The following is a 24,982-nucleotide window of genomic DNA, read 5'->3' as shown; positions in this document are numbered from 1 at the left end:
GGAATAATGCTAATGAGTATATGCCATTTTTGTTCATATCTTTAGTTGGTTATTATGCACCTAAATTAACTCATTCGGAGAATCTTGTGCCTTCTAACGCGCTTCCAACCCCTAGTAAACTGCAGGTTGCTTTATTGGCAATGCTGGTTCTATTTAGCCCTCTGGCTATAGATATTTATCTTCCAGCTCTGCCACAAATTTCAACAGCGTTTCACGTGGAACACGCACTAGCACAAGATACGATTACTTGGTTTTTATTCGCCATGGGTGTCGGGCAATTATTTGCAGGCCCTTTGGCTGATAAGTTAGGACGTCGAACCGTTGCATTGGGAGGTGTTAGTATCTATGCATTGAGTGCTTGCTTGGCGTGGGCAGCTCAATCGATTGATATGATGCTAATAGCTCGGCTGCTACAAGGCTTAGGAGCTTGTGCGACTTCTGTAGCAGCCTTTGCGACGGTTCGCGATCTATTTGGCCCGGAAAAAAGTGGCCGCATGATCAGTTACCTCAATGGTGCAATTTGCTTTATTCCTGCACTAGCTCCGATTCTGGGTGCTTGGTTAACTCAACAGTTTGGCTGGCGCTCGAACTTTAGCTTTATGGCTGTGTTCGCTGTCGTGGTTGGCACCATTCTGTTTTTCCAAATGAAAGAGTCTAATCCGGCGACAGAAAAGGTCGCGGTGTTCAAACTTGAGCGTTACTGGTCGGTATTGAAAACACCATCGTTCATCTTCCACGCGACATTGTGCTTAATGGCGATGGCAGTAATCCTTGCTTACGTTACCTCTGCACCTGTTGTGCTGATGGAAAACCTAGGTTTGACGATGAATGAGTTTACGTTCTGGTTTGGTATTAACGCGGTTATCAACATCACGGCTGCATTCACTGCGCCGAAGTTTATGGATCGTTTTGGTACTTACAAAGCATTGGTTGTCGGTATTTCAACGCTTGGCTTAGCGGGTGTGGTTATGCTGGTGCTTGCTGAGCATGCTAGCGCGATCGCGTTCATGTTGCCGATTTTCCTATCTTCAGTTGGCTTCGCTTGGATTCTTGGTGCCGCAGCCGGTAAGGCACTTGAACCTTTTGGTGACCGTGCGGGTACCGCAGCTGCGTTGCTTGGATTGTTCCAAATGAGCGGTTCTGGACTGCTTGTTGGTACGATGCAACGTCTTGATTTAACGTCTCAAGTGATGATTGCGCTGCAAATGTTCCTTATTGTTCCTGCATTGTTAGTGCTTGCGAGCAAAGCGGGTAAGTCATGGCACACGACGTTTGCTAAGGCATAAGTCTCAAGGGTGACAAAATATACAAATGGCGGTTTGCGAAACGTTAAAACATGGTATATTTGTCACTCATTGAAACGTTAGTCCCCAACGGAAAATACTGTAATGTCATTAACAACCTACGAAATGGCGCGTATCTTAGAACAAATGGAAGATGCACCTGAAAAGGTCATGTTTGGTAAATTGCTTAAAGAGCTAGGAAACCAAAGTGAAGAGCGTATTCGCAGTGCGGCAAAACAAGTTCCAATTGATACTTTGCGAGATATCATTTACCAATTTCAACGCGTGGTTGAATCTCGTAAAGGTGAACAAGTTCAGCTACTAGCAAAAGAGCTAGCCGAGCAAGGTATCTCTGCTGAAGAGCTACAAGCTTTTCTAAACAAGTAGTTTATTCCAGATAAAAAGAAACCACTCAATTGAGTGGTTTTTTGCGTTTTGGACCTATGTAAATTTAGAGGCTATGGAAAAGAGCTTTAGCTTTTGAACTGCGCTTTTAAGATTCTATCCAATGAAAATGGTCCTGCTCCCCATACCACGACGATAAGAATCATTAATCCCCAAAGCTGATGATCATAGAAGCCTTGCGCCCACAATACAGGGTATGACACGACGGCCATGATATTGAAAACGAACAGCACTGCAGCCATTGGTCGGGTTAACAAGCCAAGCGCTAAGAATACCGGCAGAATCAATTCAGCTGCGGTACCCATGTAAGCGGCCAATTCCCAAGGCAAAAGAGGCACTTGGTATTCCAATTCAAACAAGTAAAGGGTGCTATCCCAAGTGGCTATCTTGGTGAGTCCTGAATTAAAGAAGACCCACGCCACCCATAGGCGACAAAACAGAAGTAGTACGGGAACAAAAAGTGCCTGTGATTTCTCAATCAAACTGTCGTATTGATCCATCATGTTCGTGACTGTGTTGTTATCCATATTATGTCTCCAATTCGGCATTGATTGAAAAGCCTGAGATGACGTTAAGTGCCATGACAGTATTCAGATGTTGTAGTAGTAAAGGGTCTATCGCTGAGAGCGTTTGACCCGATTGAAATTCGGTTAATAGTTGGTGGCTTTCTTGCGTCAAACGATGGCTCTCAATCTGTGAGTTTTCCGCTCGGATTAACACCCCAAATTCAGGTTGGTTGATGTCTAACCCATCGAGTTGTTGCTGATAGATAGCCTGCTCAAGCGCGATAATCGTATAGCTAGAATTAATTAGCGTTATTGAATCTTTGAGATGAAAGACTAAAGCGCCTTGTTGTTCTTGCGGTACATCAGCTAAACGAGAAAGAGGACGTTGGTCGACATGTGATTCTGAAACACATCTCACCAAGCTATCTTTTTGCCATTCATACAAAGCTACTTCAGCGAGATAAGGTGCAGCCTCGATAACAGCAGGAAAGGCTTGGATAGTTTGTTCAAAGTGTTCACCGTAACCACTGACGTCACCAGAGGTTGATGGATAACTTAAGACATGTTGACGAGCCATTTGTTGGAAGCACTCTTCACCAACCAACATTTCAGTCAGTGGATACGTAGCAGCCAGTACTTCACTAAAGCTAATCACAAAGTTATTTCGGTAGATCTGGATGCGCTGTTCATCGGTAAAGTGGTCGCTCACTATGTCGCAGTGCTCACCATTGTTTTGGTAGCGTAACGCGTTCGCAAACTCTGATTGCACATTAGCTAAAGAGTGGCTCATGATGCGCGACTCCTTTGGTTGAACTTGTCGTGTTGATACAAAATATCACTGGCTTTGGCCGCTTCAGCCAATAAAATTTGTGGCTCTGGGATATCTAAATCCCACTCTATCAAGGTATGGCGCAAACCATGTTGTGCAATCCAGTCAGTGTAGAGTTGCCATACTTCGTCACAGACAGGCTTGCTGTGGGTGTCTATCCAGATCTCACCTTGTTCGAGTTTCTTTTTGGTAAAACCTGCCAAGTGAATCTCTTCCACTTTGTCTGCTGGTATTCCATTGAGATACTCTTCGCAGCTGAAACCGTGATTAAAAGATGAGACAAAAATATTATTGAAATCGAGCAGTAGGCGACACTCGGTACGCTTTTGTACCTCGGCTAAAAATTCCCACTCTGGGATGGTTGAATGTTTGAAGGCAAGGTAGCTCGATGGATTTTCAATCAGCATAGGGCGTTGCAGGCCGTCTTGAACCTCGATGACATTGCGGCAGAAGACTTCTAACGCCTCTTCGGTATAAGGCAGCGGTAACAAGTCATTGAAGTAGTGACCGCCGGTCTGACTCCAGCTGAGGTGGTCAGAAACCAAGAACGGCTCGATATCATCAATGAGATCTTTTAACTGCAGTAAGTGATTTGGGTTGATGCGCTCAACAGAACCTAGAGACAACCCAACACCGTGACAACTTATGTTGTGGGCGTGACGAATTTCTCTCAGTTGTTGACGTTGCGGTGATTTCGCTAAAAAGTAGTTCTCGCTGTGCACCTCTAACCAACTCACTAAGGCTGGGTTTTGGCTAAAGAAGTCCAAGTGCGGTGTTCTAAGGCCAACCCCTGCGTTGGGATGAAGAGTTTGAGTCACAACGATTCTCCTAATGGAAAGTGGAGGTGAGCTGAATGTCAGCTCACCATACTAAGCAGCTCAATTATGATGATTGAGTGTTACCACCTGATAATTTGCCACACAGCCCTTTAGGTACGACTACGAATGCATCGGATTGGTTGTCTTCTTTGGCTGTACCCGCACATGAACTTGTTTTGGTTGCACAATCATTTTGGCCAGCTTTTGCAACGCCGTAGCATTTCTCTTTTGCTGCTGCTTCCGCAGGTGCTGATGTAAGAACTGCACCGCCGAACGCTAGTACACTTGTGATTGCAGCTGTAACAGCAAGATTAGAATTTTTCATAGTCATTCCCTCTAGGACTTAATAGTATTTTATATCGCAGGTTAATGGATTGTTAACTTGCTTACTAAAAAGGATAGGAAGAACCAGGAAATAATTTCACGACATTATAAGAAATATCAATATTAATGATGCATTAGCTATTAAGTTGCTGATTATATGATGTTATTTTTTGACTGTTTTTTCTTCTTATTATCCTAAACGCAGCCTAGTGTTTAGGTTATAATCAGCTTTTATGTATAAATACCCAGTAGTGAGCATATCCAATGATAGATCCTTCGCTTTTACTCGATGGCCTAAACGATAAACAACGTGAGGCGGTCGCAGCACCTTTAGAAAACCTACTTATTCTGGCAGGTGCTGGCAGTGGTAAAACGCGAGTGTTGGTGCATCGCATCGCTTGGCTGCAAAGCGTAGAGCAAGCATCGCCGTTCTCTATCATGTCGGTTACCTTCACCAACAAAGCGGCAGCAGAGATGCGTGGTCGTATTGAAGAGTTGATGATGGGTAGCTCGTCAGGCATGTGGAACGGTACCTTCCACGGTATTTGTCATCGCATCCTTCGTGCTCACTACCTCGATGCAAAACTGCCAGAAGATTTCCAGATCATTGATTCAGATGATCAGATTCGTTTGCTACGTCGTTTAATCAAGGCGCAAAACCTTGATGAAAAGCAGTGGCCTGCTAAGCAAGCTTCTTGGTGGATCAATGGCAAGAAAGACGAGGGATTACGCCCAAATCACATCGACGCCTACCATGATCCAATAACTCAAACGTGGTTAAAAATTTACTCTGCTTACCAAGAAGCATGTGATCGTGCTGGCTTGGTCGACTTTGCGGAAATCTTGTTGAGATCGCATGAACTATTGCGCGATAAGAAACACATCCGAGAGCACTACCAAGCTCGCTTCAAGCATATCCTTGTCGACGAATTTCAAGATACCAACAACATCCAATATGCTTGGCTGCGTATGATGGCAGGCCCAGATTGTCGCGTGATGATCGTAGGCGATGATGACCAATCTATCTATGGTTGGCGTGGCGCGAAGATCGAAAATATTCAGAAGTTCTTGGATGAATTCCCAGGCGCTTCAACGGTTCGACTCGAACAAAACTACCGTTCAACCAAAACCATTCTGCAGGCGTCGAACGAGCTTATCTCGAACAACACCGAACGTATGGGTAAAGAGCTGTGGACCGATGGCAACGATGGCGAGCCAATCTCAGTTTACTCGGCTTATAACGAGTTAGATGAAGCGCGTTTCACGGTCAGCAAAATCAAAGAGTGGCAAGAGAAAGGCGGTGCGCTAGAAGATACCGCGATGCTTTATCGTAACAATGCCCAATCTCGTGTGCTTGAAGAAGCTTTGATTCAAGGTGGTCTACCTTACCGAATCTATGGCGGCATGCGATTCTTCGAGCGTCAAGAAATCAGAGATGCCTTGAGCTACCTGCGCTTAATGAGTAACCGCAGCAATGATGCGGCATTCGAACGTGTCGTCAATACGCCAACGCGTGGTTTGGGTGATAAAACGTTAGAAACGATTCGTCTTGCGGCGCGTGACCGTGGTGCAACCATGTGGCAAGCCAGTATTGCTCTGATAGAAGAGCAAGTGCTTCCAGGTCGTGCTGCGGGTGCTTTGAGCCGCTTTATTGAACTTATCAATGCACTTGAAGATGACACCATAGAACTGAGACTTCATGAGCAAACCGACCACGTGATCAAATCGTCGGGCTTGTTTGCGATGTACGAGCAAGAGAAAGGCGAGAAGTCGAAGGCTCGTATTGAGAACTTGGAAGAATTGGTAACGGCAACGCGTCAGTTTGAAAAACCAGAAGAAGCGGATGAAATGAGCATGCTAACAGCGTTCTTAACTCATGCGGCTTTGGAAGCGGGTGAAGGTCAGGCTGATGAGTTTGATGATGCGGTTCAGCTCATGACTTTGCACAGTGCCAAAGGCCTAGAGTTCCCAATGGTATTCATGGTTGGCGTTGAAGAAGGCATGTTCCCAAGCCAGATGTCGGCAGAAGAAGCGGGGCGTTTAGAAGAAGAGCGTCGCTTGTGTTATGTAGGCATGACTCGTGCGATGGAGAAGCTTTACATCACTTATGCAGAAATGCGTCGTTTGTACGGTCAGGACAAATACCATAAGCCATCGCGCTTTATTCGTGAGTTGCCAGAGACCTGTCTGGATGAAGTACGTATGAAAGCGCAAGTGAGTCGTCCTGCTAGCAGTGGCCGCTTTAGCCAAACCGCCGTGAAAGAGAACTTTAACGAAACAGGATTTAGTTTGGGTTCTCGCGTTAAGCACCCTAAGTTTGGTGAAGGCACTATCATCAACTTCGAGGGAAGTGGCCCGCAGAGCCGAGTTCAAGTCGCGTTTAACGGTGAAGGCATCAAGTGGTTAGTAACGGCTTATGCTCGTTTAGAACAGTTGTAATCTGCTACTTCAGCATGTAGAAAACAGTTCGATATCTGAAACTATTCAGCATTGAAAAGTAATCCGTATAAAAAACAGAAAGAGCAGCCAATGGCTGCTCTTTTTTTATTGCTCGGTACTGTGCTGGATAGGCTGAATCGAGCTTAAGGCATTTCTGCCTAGGAAGGAGACTTACAGTACTGCAAGTGCCGCTTCGTAGTTTGGTTCTTCAGTGATCTCTGCAACCAACTCGCTGTGTGTTACCACACCTTTTTCATCAACAACGACAACGGCACGTGTTGTTAGGCCTGATAGTGGGCCTTCAGCAATCGCTACGCCGTAGTCTGATGCGAATGCAGGAGAACGGAAAGTTGAGGCGTGTTGAACGCCTTCAATGCCTTCTAGTTCGCAGAAGCGACCCGCAGCAAACGGTAGGTCAGCAGAAATACAAACAACAACCGTGTTCTCAAGCTCTGCCGCTTTTGCGTTGAACGTGCGTACGCTCGTCGCACAAGTTGCTGTGTCGATACTTGGGAAGATGTTTAGAACCACTTTCTTGCCTTCAAGAGAAGCAAGAGTCAGTTCAGAAAGGTCGCCTGCAGTCAGTGCAAAGCTTGGTGCTTGTTCGCCAGTTTGTGGGAATGTGCCTGTTAGTGGTACAGCAGCGCCTTTGAAGGTAACGTGTGACATGAATTTGTCCTTAGTTTAATTATGGTTATGAAACTAGTTGAGCCTAGTAAGACTTACGTTACGCGGAAGTGGTTAAGAAGTGAATGCTTTAAATGTCAGAATTGTAATTAAAGGTCTTTGATTTATTTGTTTGAGAGAGGAATAAGTGAAACGACAGATAAAGAAAAACCCCGAGAGCTTGCGCTCATCGGGGTCTATAGTCTTACTCGCAGCAATCCGGCTACTAAGTGTGCTCCATGCATCAAATCCATGATAGTGTGCTGTTATCCTTCAGCGTATTCCTTTCGTCGCCTTCCTAGCGGTGTCCTTGATCTTATCCTGATCTGCCAACAATCCTCGTTAGCGCGCGTCACTTGTTCCTTGAGCGGTGTCCTTTACATCATCCTGATGTTCAGTCCTTTCCTCGTCCAGAGGTGTCCATTGTCTTTCCTTAGTAGCAACCATCCTAGCTACTATTGCGTCCATTCAATGTCCATTTCGCTATCCATGCCGATTATTCATCCTGAGTAATCGAATCTTCATCCTGAAGATAACCAAATCCTTGGCGTTTCCTGTTCCGTGTCAGCATCCTTCCGACACCATTCATATTACCGATTCCTTATTTATCAGCAATGGTGCATAAGCGAATTTCTATATAATTATTTGAGTGATAAATGTACGTGTCTTTTTAATTCAATTGGTTACGACGTTAGGGTGACTAATTTTGTCATCAAATATCGATATTTACTCACTGCCTTGTGAGAGATCTCGCACAAGGCCGCGAGTAAAAAGGGAGGATTATTCCCTACTGACCAATGGCTGCACCTTCACGACGAGGGTCTGCAGCGCCTTCTAAACCATCTTTTGTGATGCGAATCGCGTGTAAACCAGAGTTAAGATCGCGAACGTTGACCTCAAATCCCATCTTTTCTAGCTCAGGTTTGAAGTTTTCCGCTGATGTTCCTTTTTCTAAATCTAAGGTACCGAAGCGGTTTAGGAAGTGTGGTTGATTGATGGCTTGCTGAATATCCATGTCCCATTGGGTATGAGCAATGATCGCTTGTGCCACATAACCTATGATACGGCTGCCACCGGGAGAGCCAATCGCTATGTAAGGTTTATCGTCTTGCATGATGATGGTCGGTGCCATTGAAGAGCGCGGACGCTTACCCGGTTCAAGTCGGTTGGCGATAGGCTTACCATCGTTATGGGTCTTGAATGAGAAATCTGTCAGTTCGTTGTTGAGTAGGAAACCTCTCACCATCAAACGTGAGCCAAAGGCATTCTCAATGGTGGTGGTCATCGAAACGACATTGCCATCGCTATCAACAATATTGAAGTGGCTGGTGGACGGCAATTCAATAGAAACATCTTGGCTTTGCAGCATTGCATGATCCCACGGTGGCGTGCCCGATGGTGCGCTTTCTAATGCCTTGCCTGCGGTAATTAACTGAGCACGTTCCTGCAAATAGTCAGTATTGACTAACCCTTGGGTTGGCATTGGCACGTAATCTTGATCGGCCATATACATACTACGGTCTGCAAAGGCTAGGCGAGAAGCGTCTGCTAACACTTGCCAAGATTTCGCGTCGTTTGGCCCCCATGATTTGAGGTCAAATTGCTCAGTCATTGCAAGGATTTGTCCGACCGTTAACGCACCAGAGCTTGGTGGCCCCATTCCGCAAATATCGTAGCTTTCATAAGCAGAACAAACCGGTTCGCGTTGTTTAATTGAATAAGCGTCGAAGTCTTTCTGTGCTAATACGCCCGGGTTACCTTTCGCGGTTTGCACGGTATTGATGATGTCGGTAGAGATCTCACCTTGGTAAAAGGCCTTAGCACCGTTCTTAGAAATAGCGTTTAACGTTGCCGCGTATTCTGGGTTCTTAAGTTGAGTACCCGCTGTTTTCGGGCTGCCATCGGCATTGAAGAAGTAGGCTTTAGTTGTCGCAAATCGGCTTAGTCGCTCTTGGTCATTTTCAATCAAGGTAGCTAAACGTGGACTAATAGTGAAACCTTCTTCAGCTAGCTGAGCGATAGGTTTAATCAGTGATGCCCACTCTAATTTTCCGTACTTCTGGTGAGTGTCCCACAGCAATTGCACCGTGCCCGGTGTCGCAACTGAGCGACCACCAACCACTGCATCGTAAAACTTAAGCGGTTGTCCGTTTTCGTCTTGGAATAGACGTGGTGTGGCATCAAGTGGTGCAGTTTCACGACCATCGTAGGTTTTGAGTTGCTTGTCCTTGCCATCAAAATAAACAAGGAACGCACCACCACCAATACCTGATGACTGAGGTTCTACTAAGCCAAGCATAAGCTGCACGGCAACCATGGCATCAATGGCGTTACCACCACGAGCAAGCACATCAGCACCAGCTTGTGTCGCTAATGGGTTGGCCGCAGTGACCATCCAGTCATTGGCTTTGACGAGTTGTTTGGTTTCTAAACCACTACTTTGTTCGGGTGCGACGGAATCGGCAGCTTGATTTGCCCAACTGACGTGAGAGGCAAAAAGTAGGGTAAAAGTGGCGAGGGTTGTTAGTTTTGTTTTCCACTGCATGATCTTCTCCTTTTAATATGCAGAGCTAGATTGGCAGTGGAAAGATGAGATAGTCAGAGTGTTGTTAACGAATTGTAATCTTGATTCGAATTTAAGCGATTAAACCGGATAGCGACTGCCAAAGAATACTCACGCCAATAAGGCTGAATACCACTCCACATAAGCCATCGATGTATACCGTTGCTTCGCTGAGTTTCTTTTGCAATGCTTTAGTCGAAAGCATCCAAGCCAGTAGTGAGAACCAAAACAGAGACAGACCAAATAGGATGATAAGCGCAAAGCCTTTACCTGACAGAGACATGTCGGCAGGCACTAGGCTCGACATCAAGCTGATAAAGAACACCAAAGCCTTTGGGTTGAGAATATTGGTCGCAAACCCTTTCGAAAATGCCTGACGCTTATTGGTCAGAATCAGATCGTTGGAATTGATGGTATCGGCATCATCATCGTGGTTCTGAATGATTTGCCAGGTTGCTTTAAGTGCTCCGTAACCTAAGTACAGTAAGTAGCTACCGCCGGCTAGTTGGATAATGGCAAATAATGTGGGTTGTTGGTGGACTAGGTAACTGATTCCCGTCAGGCTCAGCAATGAGTGCAGCAAGATCCCGCAAGATAAACCAAGCGCAATGTACAAGCCTGTCTGGCGTCCGTGACGCGTCGCATTTTGCACGACTAACGCAAAATCAGGGCCGGGGCTCATCAAAGCGATGAAGTGGATAGAGGCTAGGGTGATCAGTATGGTGACTTCGTTCATCGTCAGTTCTCAATAACGTTGCCGCTATTATTAAATAAGTAATCGTATTGAGCGTAGCTTACCGTGATTTGAAATCGAGCAATTGTAAATTATCAACACTTAGTTGATTTGTGAGGGTGGTACACCGAACGTGGTTTTGAAAGCCTTAGAGAAGTGTGCTTGGTCATAGAAGCCTACTTGGTGCGCGACCTTGGTACCACATATCCCAGACTTAATCAGACGCATGCTTTGTTCCATACGTAAACGGCTCAGCCATGCATAAGGCGTAATGCCCATTCTGTTTTTAAAATGGCGTTGGAATTGAGTCGTGGTTAAACCACACAACTCAGACAATTGTTCTAATCGCACTGGTTGATCCAAGTTCGCCATCAAGTAGTCTTTTAGCGTATCAATCGATTGATTACCCAGTTTGATGTCACTCTTCGATCCAAATTTCGCATAACGATCGACAATCGTCGAGAACCCTTCGAAAGGTAAGCAATCTTGAGCGAGCTGGCTGATGTTTTGATGGATTAATAGGCCGTGTAAGTTGCGCAATTGTGAAAATGCAGCTTGATCGGAGAGGATCAACTCAGAAAAGCCTAATGTGTGACCATTTTGCTTGGGATCGGCAAGATCTTGAAACCATTGGGGAGACACGGCAAACACACTGACTTGATAACCCGAATCGAGTTTGGAGTGCCCATCATGCAGCTCATCGGGTGGCATGATAACAACTTGGCCAGCACCAACATTATGGCTCGTCCCTTTATAGACGAATTTCTGCTGTCCTTGGGTAATTAAGCCAATGTGAAAGTCCAAATGATAGTGGCGCTGAAAGGCAAACTCTTGGTACTGAGCTTGGATCAGGCTGATATCTTCTGTTGGGGTAGAGTAGTAGTGGACTTTATCCATGGTACAAAAAAGCTTGGTCAAATAGTCATCAATTCAACCAAGCTTATCTTCGTATTAAGGGATTGTCTTGTAAAAAACGATCAGTGTTACTGCTTAGCGCGTTTGTTCTTTTTGTTGTTACGCAGGCCATCAAAGCTGAAAATAACCAGTGCTCCCCATATGAAAGCAAAGGTGATCGCTTTATCTGAGGTAAAGGCTTCGCCGTAGATCAGAACCGCCAGTAAGAACATCAAGCTTGGACCGATGTACTGGAAGAAACCTAGTGTTGATAGCTTCAAGCGAGTTGCAGCGCCAGTAAAACACAGCAATGGAACCGTGGTGATCACTCCGGCAGCAACCAGTAACAGGTTGAGTTGCATCGGGTTCATCGATAAGTTTGAGGTCGGGCTATCGGCAATAAACAGTAAGTAGGTTGCGGCGATAGGCAGCATCACCAGCGTCTCAATGAATAAGCCAGTTTGAGCTTCCAAGCTAACCTTTTTACGTAACAAGCCATAGAAACCAAAGCTGAAGGCTAGGGCAATGGCAACGATCGGCACAGAGCCAAACGCGATCAATTGAATTATCACGCCAATCGCAGCCAGAGCAACCGCAAACCATTGAAGTTTACGTAAGCGTTCGCCAAGGAAGAACATCCCGAGCAACACGTTAATCAGCGGATTGATGTAATAGCCTAAGCTGGCATCGAGCATGTGATTGGAATTCACCGCCCAAATAAAAATAAGCCAGTTGGCGCCCACTAAAATCGAAGTGGCGACTAAATAGAGCATTTTTGGTTTAGAGGTGAGGGTGTCTCGAACCTTACGCCAGCCACGACTCATGTGCAGTAGAAAAGCGAGTAGGAAAAAAGACCATACTACACGGTGGCTAAGAATCTCAAATGGGGATACTTCACTTAAAGATTTGAAATATATGGGAGCGATTCCCCACATGGTGTAAGCGGCAACGGCAAGCAAAATTCCCTGTCGCGTACGTTGTTGGTCGTCTTGTGTCATGTAACTTTCTCTAGCACTGAGTGCTTATTAATAAGATTTATAAAGAGAGTTGGTCAGTATAGGAGCGTTAACCCTTTTCACCTAACAATTTGCGGTTTAATTCGCCAGCGTTCCCCTCTACAATGTGCGCCTTGCTTGCCAATGCTGCACGCTGACTTTATACCTTGATTAGGAACCACAATGACCGCCACTCTGATTGCTGAGCAAACACCAACTCCCGCGAATGATGCGCAAGATATCTTACAAGATGTCTTTGGTTATCAAAGCTTTCGTGATGGTCAGCAAGAGGTCATAGACCTAGCCGTTGAAGGCAAAGACAGCTTGGTCATTATGCCAACCGGTGGTGGTAAATCTCTGTGTTACCAGATCCCGGCTTTAGTGCGTGATGGACTGACTTTGGTTATCTCACCGCTCATTTCATTGATGAAAGACCAAGTTGACCAATTGAAAGCCAATGGCGTGGCGGCTGAGTGCATAAACTCATCGATGCCACGCGATCAACTGTTGAGCGTGTTCAACCGCATGAACTCAGGCCAATTGAAGATGGTTTATGCTTCACCAGAGCGTGTGTTGATGCGTGACTTCATCGAGCGCTTACAAGGCTTACCGCTTTCGATGATTGCGGTGGATGAAGCACACTGTATCTCTCAGTGGGGACACGATTTCCGCCCTGAGTATGCTTTGCTAGGCCAGCTTAAACAGTATTTCCCGCATGTGCCTTATATGGCGTTGACAGCAACCGCTGACGATGCGACGCGCAAAGATATTATCTCGCGTTTGCAGCTGGTGGAGCCGCACACTTACTTAGGCAGCTTCGATCGCCCTAATATTCGCTACAACCTAGTTGAGAAGCACAAGCCCGTGTCACAGGTGGTTCGCTACCTTGAAACACAGAAAGGAAATTGCGGCATCATCTATTGTGGTAGCCGTAAGAAAGTGGAAATGGTGACCGAGAAGCTGTGCAATAACGGTATTCGCGCTGCGGGTTATCATGCAGGCATGGACACCGACGAACGCGCTTACGTTCAAGAAGCTTTCCAACGTGATGATATTCAGATTGTGGTCGCGACCGTGGCCTTCGGTATGGGCATCAATAAACCCAATGTACGCTTTGTGGTGCACTTTGATATCCCACGCAACATCGAATCTTACTATCAAGAGACAGGCCGTGCAGGTCGTGATGGCTTGCCTGCTGAAGCGATGATGTTGTTTGACCCTGCTGATATGGGTTGGCTGCGTCGTATGCTGGATGAGAAAGAAGAAGGCCCGCAAAAACAAGTTGAGATGCACAAGCTGAACGCGATGAGTGCCTTTGCCGAAGCGCAAACATGTCGTCGTCAGGTTCTGTTGAACTATTTTGGCGAATATCGCGAGAAGCAATGTGGCAACTGCGATATCTGCTTAGACCCACCAAAGCACTTTGATGCGACCCAAGAGGCGCAGAAAGCGTTGTCTTGTGTGTACCGCGTTAATCAGTCGTTTGGTATGGGCTATGTGGTTGAAGTGATGCGCGGTATGCAGAACATCCGTGTACGCGATAATGGTCACGACAAGCTTTCTACTTACGGTATCGGCCGCGACCATAGCCATGATTACTGGATCAGTATCTTCCGTCAGTTGATTCACAAAGGCTTGTTGTTTCAGAACATCACTCGTAATTCGACATTACAGTTAACAGAAGAAGCTCGACCGCTACTGCGTGGTGAGATGTCTTTGGAGTTGGCTGTACCTCGTTTAGATACCGCAGTGCGTAATGCTAAGTCCGATAAACTAAGCAGCAAGAATTACGATAAGAAGCTGTTTGCCAAACTGCGTAAGCTGCGTAAGTCGATCGCTGATGAAGATGGCTTGCCACCATACGTGGTATTCAGTGATGCGACGCTGATTGATATGGCCGAAATCCTACCCACATCTTATGGCGAGATGCTGGCAGTCAATGGCGTTGGTCAGCGTAAACTCGATAAGTACGCAGACCCATTCTTAGATTTGATTCAAGAGCACATCACCACACACGGCTAGTTTGCAAGAAACGGCTAGTTTATAAAAACGATGGACTCATAGAAAAAGAATAAGGTTGATATGGACATGACAACACCAACAGAATTTGGCTTAAGAGAGTATTTGGCTGAGGAAGGGCGTTTATTGATTACGTCTCCAAGTTTTGATTTTGATTCTTACGAAGTATTAGGTGAAAAGCTGGTGGCGTTACTGTCAGCGTCTGTTATTGAAAAGCAATGGGACGCCGATGTGCACTCTTGGTTGATCGATTTTGAAGATTGTCGAATGTTTTTAAAGTCTGAACATTACAGTGAATCAATCTGGTTTGAGTCGTTAAACGCTGAAGAAAGCCGAGAAGAATTCGATTATCTCGCGACGCTTTTTAAGCGCGGTTTCTAACTTTTTGCATGGCTTTTAAAACTTGGCTTCTAACGTCATTCATCAATAAAAGTGAGGATAAACGTTTGCGTTTGTTCTCACCGTTGCAGCCAATATTGATTAATGTATAATCGCCCGCCGCTCAATAGAGCAAATTATAGAAACATTTTTAATTCACATTATTGGTAAGAGCTTTCTTGGTTTATTCGAAGAAATGACTCGATTTGGGTTCCCTCACCCCCAAACCAAACTAAAAAGGTACAGCATGAGTAACTTTACCCCTGCGCAACAGCGCAAAGCCCTAGCACTATTAGTTTTGTTCCATTTGATCATTATTGCATCAAGCAACTATTTGGTTCAGCTACCTTTTACCGTCTTCGGTATGCACACCACTTGGGGTGCTTTCACTTTCCCGTTTATCTTTCTAGCGACAGACCTGACCGTACGTATTTTTGGCGCGCAGCTTGCTCGTAAAATCATTTTCTTAGTGATGTTACCAGCGCTGGCCGTTTCTTATTTATTGTCTGTGGTGTTCTTTGAAGGTTCATTCCAAGGCTTTAGCCAACTAGGCGAGTTCAACTTGTTTGTTGCACGCATCGCAGCGGCAAGCTTCATGGCTTATTTGCTTGGTCAGATCTTGGATGTGCATGTGTTCAACCGCTTACGCCAAATGAAGCAATGGTGGGTTGCGCCAACGTGTTCAACGTTATTCGGTAATGCCATTGATACCATCGCGTTCTTTGCGATTGCTTTCTACCAAAGCCCAGATCCATTCATGGCTGAGCACTGGACTGAAATTGCGTTGGTCGACTACGGATTCAAGCTTATCATCAGCTTAGGTTTGTTTGTTCCAATGTACGGTGTACTTCTAAATTACGTGGTTAAGAAGTTAACCGCTGTGAACCCTGACTTTAAAGCAACGGGCGTTAACGCTTAAGTTTAGATTTGTAACGCAAAGCATTAATGCAGCGATGAGAAAAAGCCCAAGTTAGTAGACTAACTTGGGCTTTTTTAATTTCTAGCGTCAGATACTAATATCAGAGGCATTCAATATTCAATGGCCAGCCAATATCGGTTTGTCTATTCGACTCGATCTCTAGCTCAGCAGCGGTCAGCGGGTTGTCTGCTAGCCATTGCTTAGAAAGCGTCAAGGTCAGATTGTTGTCATCCGTCGTCAGCTTGAACTCAGGCTCAAGCGCTGGATAACGACGGTGAGTCAACAAAATAGCTAAACGCAGAATTCGTAAAATTCGCTTGCTGCTGGTACCTGAGATTGCATGTTGCTCAGGCAATGAAGTTAACTGTTCGCGGTAGCGACGTGTTAACTCACCCAAGCAGTGCTTTTGCGCTCGAGTAAAGCCAGGTAGGTCTAAGTTCTGCAGTAGGTAAGCACTGTGCTCGCCGCCTTTTTTGAAATCGATTGTTAAACCAATCTCATGAAGCTTCGCCGCTGTTTGTAATAGCACACCTGCTTGAGGTTCAGAAACCCACGTTTCGGCGCCCGCTTGCTCTAATAGAGTCTGTGCGACTACAGCAACTTGTTCACTGTAGCTTACGTCCATTTGGTAGCGTGATTGCACGCTCTTAATGGTACGAGCGCGAATATCTTCTTGGCGAAACTCATCAACCATCTCGTAGGCGAGACCTTCACGGAGTGCGCCGCCAGCGAGTGTCATTGAATCAATTTCAAGCAGCTCAAAAATCGCGATAAGAATAGAAAGACCACTTGGGAACACTAGTGCGCGCTCAAGGGTTAAGCCTTCAATCTCAAGCTCTTCTAAGCGCTCTGTAATCATCGCTTGTTTTTGTAGACGCTTGAGTTTGGCGTGAGTAATGACTTCATCCATGCCTTGCGCCAACATGATTTCTTGCAGTGCTTGAACGGTACCACTGGCACCAACACACACATCCCATCCGATATCAGTGTAGCTATCTAGGATAGGAGCCAACGTAGACTTAGCCGCTTCAATGGCATTGTTGAAGTTGGTTGCGGTTAATTGGCGATCTTTAAAGTGGCGTTCAAGCCAAGTAACACAACCCATCTTTAGGCTGGTTAAGGCTTTGGCTGAGAAACCTTCACCGATGATCATCTCGGTACTTGCACCACCAATATCAACCACTAGTCGGCGGCCGCTGCCACCAGAAGTGTGTGCTACGCCTTTATAGATAGTCGCAGCTTCTTCTTCACCAGAGATAACATTGATGTCGTAACCAAGGATCTGGTTCGCTTTCTCGAGAAATATATCCACATTGATAGCGGTACGTAGTGTCGCTGTACCAACAATGCGGATATTTTCTTTCGGAATATCTTGCAGTCGCTCTGCAAAGAGACTCAAACAGTCCCAACCGCGCTGCATGGCTTCAGAACTAAGCGCATTATTTTCATCTAAGCCTGCAGCTAAACGAACTTTGCGCTTAATTTTAGCCATGGTTTGTACGCTGCCATCGATATGACGCACAACGAGCATATGAAAACTGTTCGACCCTAGGTCGATTGCAGCATAAAGCGGTGGTGACACTGTTTGGCTCATAAGCGACTAAGCTTCCTTGTTATGGCGCGGTTGGCGTGGGCGACGGTTCTGGTTTGGTTTACGGTTACCGTTGCGTGGGCCATTGTTGTTTGAGCGGCGTTGTTGCGGGTTACGTGTACGTAAGCGCATCGGTGCTGGCAGATCTTCCAGTAGTGCAGAAGCATCGTAGTCAGACATTGGGATAGCGTGTTCAATGTATTCTTCGATTGGTGGCAAGTTGATTGCGTAATCTTCACAAGCAAAGCTGATCGAGTGACCGCTTTCACCTGCACGACCTGTACGGCCGATACGGTGAACGTAATCTTCACAATCGTCAGGTAGGTCAAAATTGAATACGTGTGTTACTTGAGGGATGTGTAGGCCACGTGCTGCAACATCCGTTGCGACAAGCAGGTCAACATCACCTTTAGTGAATTGCTCAAGAATCTTTTCACGTTTCTTCTGAGGAACATCACCCGTTAGCAAACCAACACGGTGACCATCGGCAGCCAAGTGGCCCCAAACTGATTCACATTTGTGCTTAGTGTTAGCGAAGATGATTGCGCGATCTGGCCACTCTTCTTCGATTAACGTTTGTAGAAGAGCCATTTTGTGTTCGTTAGAAGGGTAGAAAAGCTCTTCTTGAATACGGTGACCAGTCTTACGTTCAGGTTCAACAACAACATGCTCTGGGTTGTGCATGTGTTCGAATGCAAGTTCTTGTACGCGGTAAGACAGTGTCGCAGAGAACAGCATGTTCAGGCGATCTTTAGGTTCTGGCATACGACGGAACAAGAAGCGGATGTCTTTGATGAAACCAAGATCGAACATGCGATCAGCTTCGTCAAGAACAACGGCTTGAATGTGGTTAAGGTTAAATACCTTTTGTTTGTAGAAATCGATGATGCGACCAGTCGTACCAATTAAGATATCTGCGCCTTCTTCGATCTTACCTAGCTGCTTGTCGTAGCTCTCGCCACCGTAAGCTAATGCTGCCTTGATACCTGTGCTTGCAACCAGAGAGTCAGCATCGTTGTAGATCTGAATCGCGAGTTCACGCGTTGGTGCCATAATAATCGCACGTGGCTGGTTAGGCTTACGGCCTTCATGCTCAGGTGTTTTTAGCAGGTGATTAAAAGTAGCAGTAAGAAACGCAAGCGTTTTACCAGTACCCGTTTGGGCCTGGCCTGCAATGTCTTGGCCGGTGAGCAGTACCGGGAGCGCCAAGGCTTGGATAGGGGTACAATAGTCGAACCCTTTTTTCTCCAATCCTTCAATGACTTGCGGAAGTAAATCCAAGTCGGCGAACTTTTGCTCTGTGATATGCGTCTTTTTCATTGCTATAGAATATCAGCTTAAGCTTGCAATACGAAAGTAAATACATTCCAATAGGGCATCTATTTACTGGTTATCATCCAACCAGTTCTAAAAAATACATTGGAGTGGAAGATGAGTGATAAGATTTTGCAGCTAACTGATGACGGTTTTGATAACGATGTAATCAACGCTGCAGGCCCTGTTCTTGTTGATTTTTGGGCAGAATGGTGTGGTCCATGTAAAATGATTGCGCCGATTCTTGATGAAATCGCAAACGAGTACGAAGGTCAGCTCACAATCGGTAAATTAAATATCGACCAAAATGCTGGAACTCCACCAAAATTTGGTATTCGTGGCATTCCAACGCTGCTTCTTTTCAAAGATGGCGGCGTAGCAGCAACTAAAGTTGGTGCATTGTCTAAAACTCAACTTAAAGAGTTCCTAGACGCTAACCTTTAATTAGGTGAGCCTTTGAAAAGAAACCGCGCAGTTAACAAATGCGCGGTTTTGTTTTTTCTAAGCTATGGACTAGTCTTAGTTTTAGTGCTAATTTATCGCACGTTAATTGAACAAATTCTCTTCTTGGTCGAGCCTGTGACCAAATCCTTCTTAACTTAAGAAAACAGACCCTATTTTGACTAAACAAACTTCCACCACTATGAATCTTACTGAACTGAAGAACAGACCTGTGTCTGAACTTGTTAAACTTAGCGAAAGCCTAGGTCTTGAAAATCAAGCTCGCTTAAGAAAACAAGACATTATCTTCTCCATCCTTAAAGCACACGCAAAAAGTGGTGAGGACATCTTTGGTGATGGTGTTCTAGAAATTCTTCAAGACGGTTTTGGCTTCCTACGTAGCGCAGACAGCTCATACCTTGCTGGTCCTGATGATATTTATGTATCACCGAGCCAGATTCGTCGTTTTAACCTTCGTACAGGTGACTCTATTGGCGGTAAAATCCGTCCACCTAAAGATGGCGAACGTTACTTTGCTCTGCTTAAAGTAAATACGGTTAACTACGATAAACCAGATAACGCTCGTAACAAGATTCTTTTCGAAAACCTTACTCCTCTTCACGCCAACGAACGTATGGTGATGGAAGCGGGTAATGGTGCAACTGAAGATATCACAGCTCGTATTCTTGACCTTGCTTCTCCAATCGGCAAAGGTCAGCGTGGTCTGATTGTTGCTCCGCCAAAAGCGGGTAAGACAATGCTTCTGCAAAATATTGCTCAAAGCATTGCCCGTAACCATCCTGAGTGTGAACTAATGGTTCTACTTATCGATGAGCGTCCAGAAGAAGTAACAGAAATGCAGCGCCTAGTTAAAGGCGAAGTAATCGCATCGACGTTTGATGAACCAGCATCTCGCCACGTACAAGTAGCAGAAATGGTAATCGAGAAGGCGAAGCGTCTTGTTGAACACAAGAAAGACGTGGTTATCCTACTGGATTCAATTACTCGTCTAGCTCGTGCTTACAACACTGTGATTCCTTCATCAGGTAAAGTTCTTACTGGTGGTGTTGATGCGAATGCTCTACATCGTCCAAAGCGTTTCTTCGGTGCGGCACGTAACGTAGAAGAAGGCGGTAGCTTAACTATCATCGCAACAGCACTGGTTGATACTGGTTCTAAGATGGATGAAGTTATCTACGAAGAATTCAAAGGTACAGGTAACATGGAACTGCACCTTAACCGTAAGATTGCTGAAAAACGCGTATTCCCAGCGATTGATTTCAACCGATCTGGTACTCGTCGTGAAGAGCTTCTTACCAAGAACGATGAACTACAGAAGATGTGGATTCTGCGTAAGATTGTTCACCCAATGGGCGAAATCGATGCGATGGAATTCCTTATCGACAAGCTAGCAATGACTAAAACGAACGATGAGTTCTTTGACGCTATGCGTCGTCAGTAGTATTGATTAGCTTATAGTTATTAAAAAGCGCTGCCTTCGGGTGGCGCTTTTTATTTGCATTTTGTAGCGACAGCTTGCAGAATGGGCAAAAGTGTTACGAGGAAGTTAAAATGCAACATGGACTGTTGTCATCATTACTCCTGTCTACTTCACTGTTACTTTCACCGGTTGGTATGAGTTATGCCACCGAGATGTCTCCACTTACAGTAGAGTCTTGGCTTGAGAATGATCAAGTAAAACTGAAAACTGCTGAATTACTCGAGCTTGTCGTGCGTGACGAAGTCAATTCGCTACGCTTTTCGCTTGAGCGTCTGACATTTCCCCAGCAAGAGGTGGCTCGTTACCGGCTCTTGAAGAAGATCGAACAGCAAGAGATCGTTCTCACCCCTAAGATGTCTATTTTCATAGAACAGCAACTCGCTATCACGCCGACCTACCAAGTATTAGAGCGTGGGGATGGCTACGAGTTTACGGTACCTGCTTTTAATTACCCTTCGATTGCTAATCGACTGATCAAGCAATGGCACCAAGACCAGAAGACACTGGTGTTTGTACTGGATGCAGAAAAGCGGGAACTTAACCTTAATGAGTGGTTGTCAGGGCCTGAGCATCAAGTTCAAACGCGAGAAGCACTATTAATTCGAGAGCTAGACAGTTTGTCTCCTGAAGCGGTTGACTATCTGACTAAGCAACTCACCGCATCTTCTATTGTTAGCTGGTTACCCTCTACCGAGGTGGTAGTTCGATTAGCGCAAGTGAGCGAAGACCCTGAGGTCTATAAGATTCTATGGCGAATGAAGGCCGATTATCATAGCCAAGCAGAGTTAGAGCGACTTGCTAAAACTAAACAAACGTTCGCGTTGGAACAGGTAATGGCAGCGACTAAGAATCCTCGTTTGAAAGATGAAGCGATTACTTTGCTTACCAAGGTGAACCCGCTATCAGAAGAGGTGAAGCAGTTCCTTGTCTCTAGGATGGCGATTGCCGATGAAGCGCCATTAGTCGCCCGTGAATTAGCCAAACAAGGTCACACGCTCTGGTTGCAAGATCTTGTGAATGATAACCCTCAGGTGAAGAGCTCTTTGATCGAGCAAGCATTACCGTAAAGTGGATTTTGCCTCTCAATAACCACACTAAAAAGGGGGATCTCAGCGTCACCCTTTTTGATATACTGAGCGCAGAATAATCAGCATGTAGAAGCCCTATGAGTTTTAAAGATTTACGTGATTTTGTCGACCATCTTGAAAGCATTGGTCAGTTGAAACGCATTTCTCACCCTGTCGACCCAGACTATGAAATGACCGAGATTAGCGACCGTACTCTACGTGCTGGTGGCCCGGCTCTTTTATTTGAAAATCCCGTAGGCTATGACATGCCTGTTTTGACCAATCTATTCGGTACACCTGATCGGGTAGCCATTGGTATGGGGCGTCAAGAGGTCAAAGAGTTACGCGAAGTAGGTAAGTTGCTTGCTTACTTAAAAGAACCCGAGCCACCAAAAGGCTTTAAAGACGCTATCGATAAGCTGCCTGTGTTTAAGCAGGTCTTAAATATGCCAGCTAAGCGTCTTCGTAAGGCGGCCTGTCAACAAATCGTATGGCAGGGTGATGACGTCGACCTAGATAAAATTCCGGTGATGAGCTGTTGGGCGGACGATGTCGCGCCGTTGCTAACGTGGGGTTTAACGGTTACTCGTGGTCCAAACAAGAAACGCCAAAACTTAGGTATCTATCGTCAACAGAAGATCGGCAAGAATAAAATCATCATGCGTTGGTTGGCCCACCGTGGTGGAGCGCTTGATCTACGTGATTGGATGGAAACCAACCCAGGCAAGCCATTCCCTGTCTCGGTAGCGTTTGGTGCCGATCCTGCCACGATTCTTGGTGCCGTTACGCCAGTGCCGGATACCTTATCGGAATACGCGTTTGCCGGCTTGTTGCGTGGCAGTAAAACTGAGGTCGCTAAATCAATCAGTAACGACCTAGAAGTGCCAGCGAGTGCTGAAATCGTAATGGAAGGTTACATCGACCCGAATGAGTTCGCAGACGAAGGGCCGTACGGAGACCATACTGGTTACTACAACGAGAAAGAAAAGCATCATGTGTTTACTATTACTCATGTAACCATGCGAGAGAATCCGATCTATCACAGTACCTATACTGGCCGTCCACCTGATGAGCCCGCGGTATTAGGTGTTGCGTTAAATGAAGTGTTTGTTCCTATTCTTCAAAAGCAATTCCCAGAGATAGAAGACTTCTACTTGCCACCTGAAGGTTGTTCGTACCGAATGGCGGTCGTGACCATGAAGAAGCAATACCCAGGTCACGCTAAGCGAGTGATGATGGGTGTATGGTCTTTCCTACGCCAATTCATGTACACAAAATTTGTCTTGGTATGCGATGAGGATGTTAACGCGCGTGATTGGTCTCAAGTGACTGCTGCTATGTGTGAACATATGGATCCGTCTCGTGATAGCCTGATGATAGAGAACACACCTATCGATTCACTAGACTTTGCATCGCCAGTGGTAGGTTTAGGCTCAAAAATGGGTTTAGACATTACTAAGAAGTGGGATGCGGAGCTGGCACTATCACCTGATGCTAAATCTTTACCTATAGATAGTCAGCATATTGAAGGTTGCCTAGCTGAGATAACCGAAGCCTTCCCTGAAATTATTGATATTCACTTACAGAATGACAATGCGTGCATGGTCGTTGTGTCTATCGATAAGCAAGCTGCAGGTAACGGTAAAAAAATCATTGAAGCGGTTTGGTCTCAGTTCGATGAGAACAAGTTTGTCATCGTATGTGATAGTGACGTTAACGTCAGTGACTGGAATGACATTATCTGGGCGGTGACTACAAGAATGGATCCGGTAAGAGATACGTTTTTCCTGAAAAACCAAACTGGACACTCAAAAATGGGTCTAGATGCGACAAACAAGTTTGAAGGTGAATGCCTGCGTGAGTGGGGTGTTCCAATCACTAAGAACCCAGACGTCGTTAAAAAGATTGATAGCATTTGGGAACAACTAGGAATCTCATGAGCTTCCAAGTAACCTTATACCCAGAAAATATCAGTTTTACCGTAGAAAAAGGGCAAACGGTTTTGGATGCTGCGCTCAACAGCAATATCAATTTTCCAAACCGTTGCCAAGTTGGTGCATGCGCTATGTGCATGTGCAAAAAATTAGAAGGCCAAGTGAGTTACCACCTTGAACCCATGCTCACAGAGAAAGAGCAGCTACAAGGTTGGATCTTTGCTTGCCAAGCATTTGCAGAAAGTAATTTAGTTCTAACCTTTGCCGATTAAGGGTTAGTGAGAGGAAGAACATGACTATTAAATGTAAAGTGAAATCTATCGAGCCTTTAGCTTGTAACACTTACCAAATCCTACTTCACCCAGAGACACCGGTCGCTTTTAAAGCAGGCCAATACTTGATGGTTGAAATGGGTGAAAAAGACAAGCGTCCATTTTCGATTGCAAGCAGCCCTTGTCGTCATGAAGGCGAGCTTGAGTTACACATTGGTGCCGCTGAGCACAATGCTTACGCTTCAGAAGTTGTTGAGGCAATGAAGAAAGCGCAAGCTGAAGATGGCGACATAGCTATTGATGCTCCGCACGGTGATGCGTGGGTTAAAGAAGAAAGCGATCGTCCTCTGTTACTAATTGCTGGTGGTACTGGCTTTAGCTACGTGCGCTCTATTCTCGATCACTGCATCGCGCAGAACAGTAAAAAAGAGATTCATCTATACTGGGGCGCAAAAGATGAGTGCCAACTGTATGCGAAAGAAGAGCTTGTCGACATTGCAGCAAAACACAGCAATGTACATTTTGTACCAGTAGTAGAAGAAGCACCTGAAGTTTGGCACGGTCAAACGGGTAATGTACTTGAAGCAATCACGCAAAGTTTCGAATCATTAGCTGATTTTGATATCTACATTGCGGGTCGTTTCGAAATGGCAGGTGCTGCAAGAGACTTGTTTACTCAGAATAAAGAAGCAAAGCGTGACCATATGTACGCAGATGCTTACGCGTTTATCTAAGAATTCTTTTAGATTTAGAGCAAAAAGAGAGCAGAAATGCTCTCTTTTTTCCGTTTAGGTGAACTATTAGGCACTTAAGCTCTATTTATTCATTTTTCATGAAAAAGTAGTTGCTAAGCTGAGAGGGTCCCCTATAATGCGACACCACTGAGACGGCAGACGCCACAAGGCTTCAGCAAGAATCAGTCAGGCGGAAAGCGACAAAAATTAATTTTCAAAAAGTGTTTGACACTGAATGTTAATTCGCTAGAATGGCCGTCCACTTCGAGATGCTCCTTACTTAAAAGGAACGCTCAACAAGTGAAGCTCTTTAACAATTTAAACCTATCAATCTGTGTGGGCACTCGTTGATGAATA

The 24,982-nt window shown here is 45.4% G+C and carries 23 protein-coding genes; 12 read left to right on the top strand and 11 right to left on the bottom strand.

Going from position 1 to position 24,982, the window contains the following annotated elements:
* Window positions 1–86 precede the first annotated feature (86 nt).
* Window positions 87–1,286 carry a multidrug effflux MFS transporter gene (locus AB6E08_RS14045; RefSeq protein ID WP_029222012.1) on the top strand — a complete coding sequence of 400 codons (1,200 nt, stop codon included), beginning with the start codon at window positions 87–89 and terminating at the stop codon, window positions 1,284–1,286.
* Between the two features lie 102 nt (window positions 1,287–1,388).
* Window positions 1,389–1,670, top strand: coding sequence for a hypothetical protein (locus tag AB6E08_RS14040; RefSeq protein ID WP_004736654.1), 282 nt, complete (start codon window positions 1,389–1,391; stop codon window positions 1,668–1,670).
* A gap of 86 nt (window positions 1,671–1,756) precedes the next feature.
* On the opposite strand, the gene AB6E08_RS14035 is transcribed toward AB6E08_RS14040, so the two are convergent.
* The 4 genes from AB6E08_RS14035 to AB6E08_RS14020 all read right to left on the bottom strand — a co-directional run bounded on the left by AB6E08_RS14035 (window position 1,757) and on the right by AB6E08_RS14020 (window position 4,166).
* Window positions 1,757–2,215, bottom strand: a complete 459-nt coding sequence (locus AB6E08_RS14035) for a DoxX family protein (RefSeq protein WP_215921327.1) — start codon at window positions 2,213–2,215, stop codon at window positions 1,757–1,759.
* Window position 2,216: 1 nt separating this feature from the next.
* Entirely contained in the window at window positions 2,217–2,984 is a 768-nt protein-coding gene (locus tag AB6E08_RS14030; RefSeq protein WP_372064428.1) for a DNA-binding domain-containing protein, read from the bottom strand.
* Entirely contained in the window at window positions 2,981–3,841 is an 861-nt protein-coding gene (locus AB6E08_RS14025; protein ID WP_371710439.1) for a DUF692 domain-containing protein, read from the bottom strand. The genes AB6E08_RS14030 and AB6E08_RS14025 overlap by 4 nt, the downstream gene beginning before the upstream one ends.
* 64 nt (window positions 3,842–3,905) lie before the next feature.
* Window positions 3,906–4,166: a DUF2282 domain-containing protein gene (locus AB6E08_RS14020; protein ID WP_004736650.1), complete on the bottom strand. Its 261-nt coding sequence runs from the start codon at window positions 4,164–4,166 to the stop codon at window positions 3,906–3,908.
* 263 nt (window positions 4,167–4,429) lie between these two features.
* Between AB6E08_RS14020 and uvrD the strand changes: the two genes are divergently transcribed.
* Window positions 4,430–6,604, top strand: coding sequence for a DNA helicase II (uvrD, locus tag AB6E08_RS14015; protein WP_017077758.1), 2,175 nt, complete (start codon window positions 4,430–4,432; stop codon window positions 6,602–6,604).
* Between the two features lie 171 nt (window positions 6,605–6,775).
* Here the strand turns inward: uvrD and tpx are convergent, their stop codons facing one another.
* The 5 genes from tpx to rarD all read right to left on the bottom strand — a co-directional run bounded on the left by tpx (window position 6,776) and on the right by rarD (window position 12,458).
* Complete coding sequence (tpx, locus tag AB6E08_RS14010; RefSeq protein WP_017090712.1) at window positions 6,776–7,273, bottom strand: thiol peroxidase; 498 nt, start codon at window positions 7,271–7,273, stop codon at window positions 6,776–6,778.
* A 784-nt stretch (window positions 7,274–8,057) separates the two neighbouring features.
* Entirely contained in the window at window positions 8,058–9,815 is a 1,758-nt protein-coding gene (gene ggt, locus AB6E08_RS14005) for a gamma-glutamyltransferase (protein WP_371708173.1), read from the bottom strand.
* Between the two features lie 91 nt (window positions 9,816–9,906).
* Window positions 9,907–10,569: a LysE family translocator gene (locus AB6E08_RS14000; RefSeq protein ID WP_372064431.1), complete on the bottom strand. Its 663-nt coding sequence runs from the start codon at window positions 10,567–10,569 to the stop codon at window positions 9,907–9,909.
* 99 nt (window positions 10,570–10,668) lie between these two features.
* Window positions 10,669–11,463, bottom strand: a complete 795-nt coding sequence (locus AB6E08_RS13995) for an AraC family transcriptional regulator (RefSeq protein ID WP_017081539.1) — start codon at window positions 11,461–11,463, stop codon at window positions 10,669–10,671.
* A gap of 86 nt (window positions 11,464–11,549) precedes the next feature.
* On the bottom strand, window positions 11,550–12,458 hold the full coding sequence (gene rarD / locus AB6E08_RS13990; RefSeq protein ID WP_371710438.1) for an EamA family transporter RarD: 909 nt from the start codon (window positions 12,456–12,458) through the stop codon (window positions 11,550–11,552).
* Between the two features lie 180 nt (window positions 12,459–12,638).
* Between rarD and recQ the strand changes: the two genes are divergently transcribed.
* From recQ to AB6E08_RS13975, 3 genes are all read left to right on the top strand, one after another.
* Entirely contained in the window at window positions 12,639–14,477 is a 1,839-nt protein-coding gene (gene recQ / locus AB6E08_RS13985) for an ATP-dependent DNA helicase RecQ (protein WP_009848191.1), read from the top strand.
* Between the two features lie 66 nt (window positions 14,478–14,543).
* Window positions 14,544–14,855: a DUF3630 family protein gene (locus AB6E08_RS13980; RefSeq protein ID WP_371710437.1), complete on the top strand. Its 312-nt coding sequence runs from the start codon at window positions 14,544–14,546 to the stop codon at window positions 14,853–14,855.
* A 244-nt stretch (window positions 14,856–15,099) separates the two neighbouring features.
* The gene (locus tag AB6E08_RS13975; protein ID WP_009848193.1) at window positions 15,100–15,771 is read left to right on the top strand and encodes a 7-cyano-7-deazaguanine/7-aminomethyl-7-deazaguanine transporter; all 672 of its coding nucleotides are present in this window, start codon (window positions 15,100–15,102) and stop codon (window positions 15,769–15,771) included.
* Window positions 15,772–15,871: 100 nt separating this feature from the next.
* On the opposite strand, the gene gppA is transcribed toward AB6E08_RS13975, so the two are convergent.
* Together gppA and rhlB are read right to left on the bottom strand one after the other, a co-directional pair.
* Window positions 15,872–17,365, bottom strand: a complete 1,494-nt coding sequence (gppA, locus tag AB6E08_RS13970; RefSeq protein WP_372064434.1) for a guanosine-5'-triphosphate,3'-diphosphate diphosphatase — start codon at window positions 17,363–17,365, stop codon at window positions 15,872–15,874.
* 6 nt (window positions 17,366–17,371) lie between these two features.
* Window positions 17,372–18,682 (bottom strand): ATP-dependent RNA helicase RhlB, encoded by a 1,311-nt coding sequence (rhlB, locus tag AB6E08_RS13965; protein WP_009848195.1) that lies wholly within the window; start codon window positions 18,680–18,682, stop codon window positions 17,372–17,374.
* 111 nt (window positions 18,683–18,793) lie between these two features.
* Here rhlB and trxA point away from each other — a divergent pair, with 111 nt between their 5' ends.
* From trxA to fre, 6 genes are all read left to right on the top strand, one after another.
* Window positions 18,794–19,120: a thioredoxin TrxA gene (gene trxA, locus AB6E08_RS13960; RefSeq protein WP_009848196.1), complete on the top strand. Its 327-nt coding sequence runs from the start codon at window positions 18,794–18,796 to the stop codon at window positions 19,118–19,120.
* 199 nt (window positions 19,121–19,319) lie between these two features.
* A complete protein-coding gene (gene rho / locus AB6E08_RS13955; RefSeq protein WP_009848197.1) occupies window positions 19,320–20,579 on the top strand; it encodes a transcription termination factor Rho in 1,260 nt (419 codons plus the stop codon).
* A gap of 110 nt (window positions 20,580–20,689) precedes the next feature.
* Entirely contained in the window at window positions 20,690–21,685 is a 996-nt protein-coding gene (locus tag AB6E08_RS13950) for a hypothetical protein (protein WP_102249493.1), read from the top strand.
* A 98-nt stretch (window positions 21,686–21,783) separates the two neighbouring features.
* Window positions 21,784–23,625 (top strand): 4-hydroxy-3-polyprenylbenzoate decarboxylase, encoded by a 1,842-nt coding sequence (gene ubiD / locus AB6E08_RS13945; RefSeq protein ID WP_372064437.1) that lies wholly within the window; start codon window positions 21,784–21,786, stop codon window positions 23,623–23,625.
* Window positions 23,622–23,891: a 2Fe-2S iron-sulfur cluster-binding protein gene (locus AB6E08_RS13940; RefSeq protein ID WP_029222977.1), complete on the top strand. Its 270-nt coding sequence runs from the start codon at window positions 23,622–23,624 to the stop codon at window positions 23,889–23,891. Before ubiD ends, AB6E08_RS13940 begins: the two co-directional genes overlap by 4 nt.
* A 20-nt stretch (window positions 23,892–23,911) precedes the next feature.
* Window positions 23,912–24,625, top strand: coding sequence for an NAD(P)H-flavin reductase (fre, locus tag AB6E08_RS13935; protein ID WP_009848201.1), 714 nt, complete (start codon window positions 23,912–23,914; stop codon window positions 24,623–24,625).
* The last annotated feature ends 357 nt before the right edge of the window (window positions 24,626–24,982 follow it).

The sequence above is a fragment of the Vibrio sp. 10N.247.310.24 genome, from assembly GCF_041467175.1.
Classification (GTDB): domain Bacteria; phylum Pseudomonadota; class Gammaproteobacteria; order Enterobacterales; family Vibrionaceae; genus Vibrio; species Vibrio tasmaniensis_A.
Note: the sequence above shows the minus strand (reverse complement) of the source record. Positions and strands in the feature narration are given on the sequence as shown.

What these genes read in the sequence shown, in the direction of transcription:
- tpx (WP_017090712.1), bottom strand. Translation starts at nt 7,273, where the DNA reads ATGTCACACGTTACCTTCAAAGGCGCTGCTGTACCACTAACAGGCACA.
- gppA (WP_372064434.1), bottom strand. Translation starts at nt 17,365, where the DNA reads ATGAGCCAAACAGTGTCACCACCGCTTTATGCTGCAATCGACCTAGGG.
- fre (WP_009848201.1), top strand. Translation starts at nt 23,912, where the DNA reads ATGACTATTAAATGTAAAGTGAAATCTATCGAGCCTTTAGCTTGTAAC.
- AB6E08_RS13980 (WP_371710437.1), top strand. Translation starts at nt 14,544, where the DNA reads ATGACAACACCAACAGAATTTGGCTTAAGAGAGTATTTGGCTGAGGAA.
- AB6E08_RS14035 (WP_215921327.1), bottom strand. Translation starts at nt 2,215, where the DNA reads ATGGATAACAACACAGTCACGAACATGATGGATCAATACGACAGTTTG.
- AB6E08_RS13940 (WP_029222977.1), top strand. Translation starts at nt 23,622, where the DNA reads ATGAGCTTCCAAGTAACCTTATACCCAGAAAATATCAGTTTTACCGTA.
- ggt (WP_371708173.1), bottom strand. Translation starts at nt 9,815, where the DNA reads ATGCAGTGGAAAACAAAACTAACAACCCTCGCCACTTTTACCCTACTT.
- AB6E08_RS13975 (WP_009848193.1), top strand. Translation starts at nt 15,100, where the DNA reads ATGAGTAACTTTACCCCTGCGCAACAGCGCAAAGCCCTAGCACTATTA.
- ubiD (WP_372064437.1), top strand. Translation starts at nt 21,784, where the DNA reads ATGAGTTTTAAAGATTTACGTGATTTTGTCGACCATCTTGAAAGCATT.
- recQ (WP_009848191.1), top strand. Translation starts at nt 12,639, where the DNA reads ATGACCGCCACTCTGATTGCTGAGCAAACACCAACTCCCGCGAATGAT.
- rho (WP_009848197.1), top strand. Translation starts at nt 19,320, where the DNA reads ATGAATCTTACTGAACTGAAGAACAGACCTGTGTCTGAACTTGTTAAA.
- rarD (WP_371710438.1), bottom strand. Translation starts at nt 12,458, where the DNA reads ATGACACAAGACGACCAACAACGTACGCGACAGGGAATTTTGCTTGCC.
- AB6E08_RS14020 (WP_004736650.1), bottom strand. Translation starts at nt 4,166, where the DNA reads ATGAAAAATTCTAATCTTGCTGTTACAGCTGCAATCACAAGTGTACTA.
- AB6E08_RS13995 (WP_017081539.1), bottom strand. Translation starts at nt 11,463, where the DNA reads ATGGATAAAGTCCACTACTACTCTACCCCAACAGAAGATATCAGCCTG.
- AB6E08_RS14030 (WP_372064428.1), bottom strand. Translation starts at nt 2,984, where the DNA reads ATGAGCCACTCTTTAGCTAATGTGCAATCAGAGTTTGCGAACGCGTTA.
- uvrD (WP_017077758.1), top strand. Translation starts at nt 4,430, where the DNA reads ATGATAGATCCTTCGCTTTTACTCGATGGCCTAAACGATAAACAACGT.
- trxA (WP_009848196.1), top strand. Translation starts at nt 18,794, where the DNA reads ATGAGTGATAAGATTTTGCAGCTAACTGATGACGGTTTTGATAACGAT.
- rhlB (WP_009848195.1), bottom strand. Translation starts at nt 18,682, where the DNA reads ATGAAAAAGACGCATATCACAGAGCAAAAGTTCGCCGACTTGGATTTA.
- AB6E08_RS13950 (WP_102249493.1), top strand. Translation starts at nt 20,690, where the DNA reads ATGCAACATGGACTGTTGTCATCATTACTCCTGTCTACTTCACTGTTA.
- AB6E08_RS14000 (WP_372064431.1), bottom strand. Translation starts at nt 10,569, where the DNA reads ATGAACGAAGTCACCATACTGATCACCCTAGCCTCTATCCACTTCATC.
- AB6E08_RS14040 (WP_004736654.1), top strand. Translation starts at nt 1,389, where the DNA reads ATGTCATTAACAACCTACGAAATGGCGCGTATCTTAGAACAAATGGAA.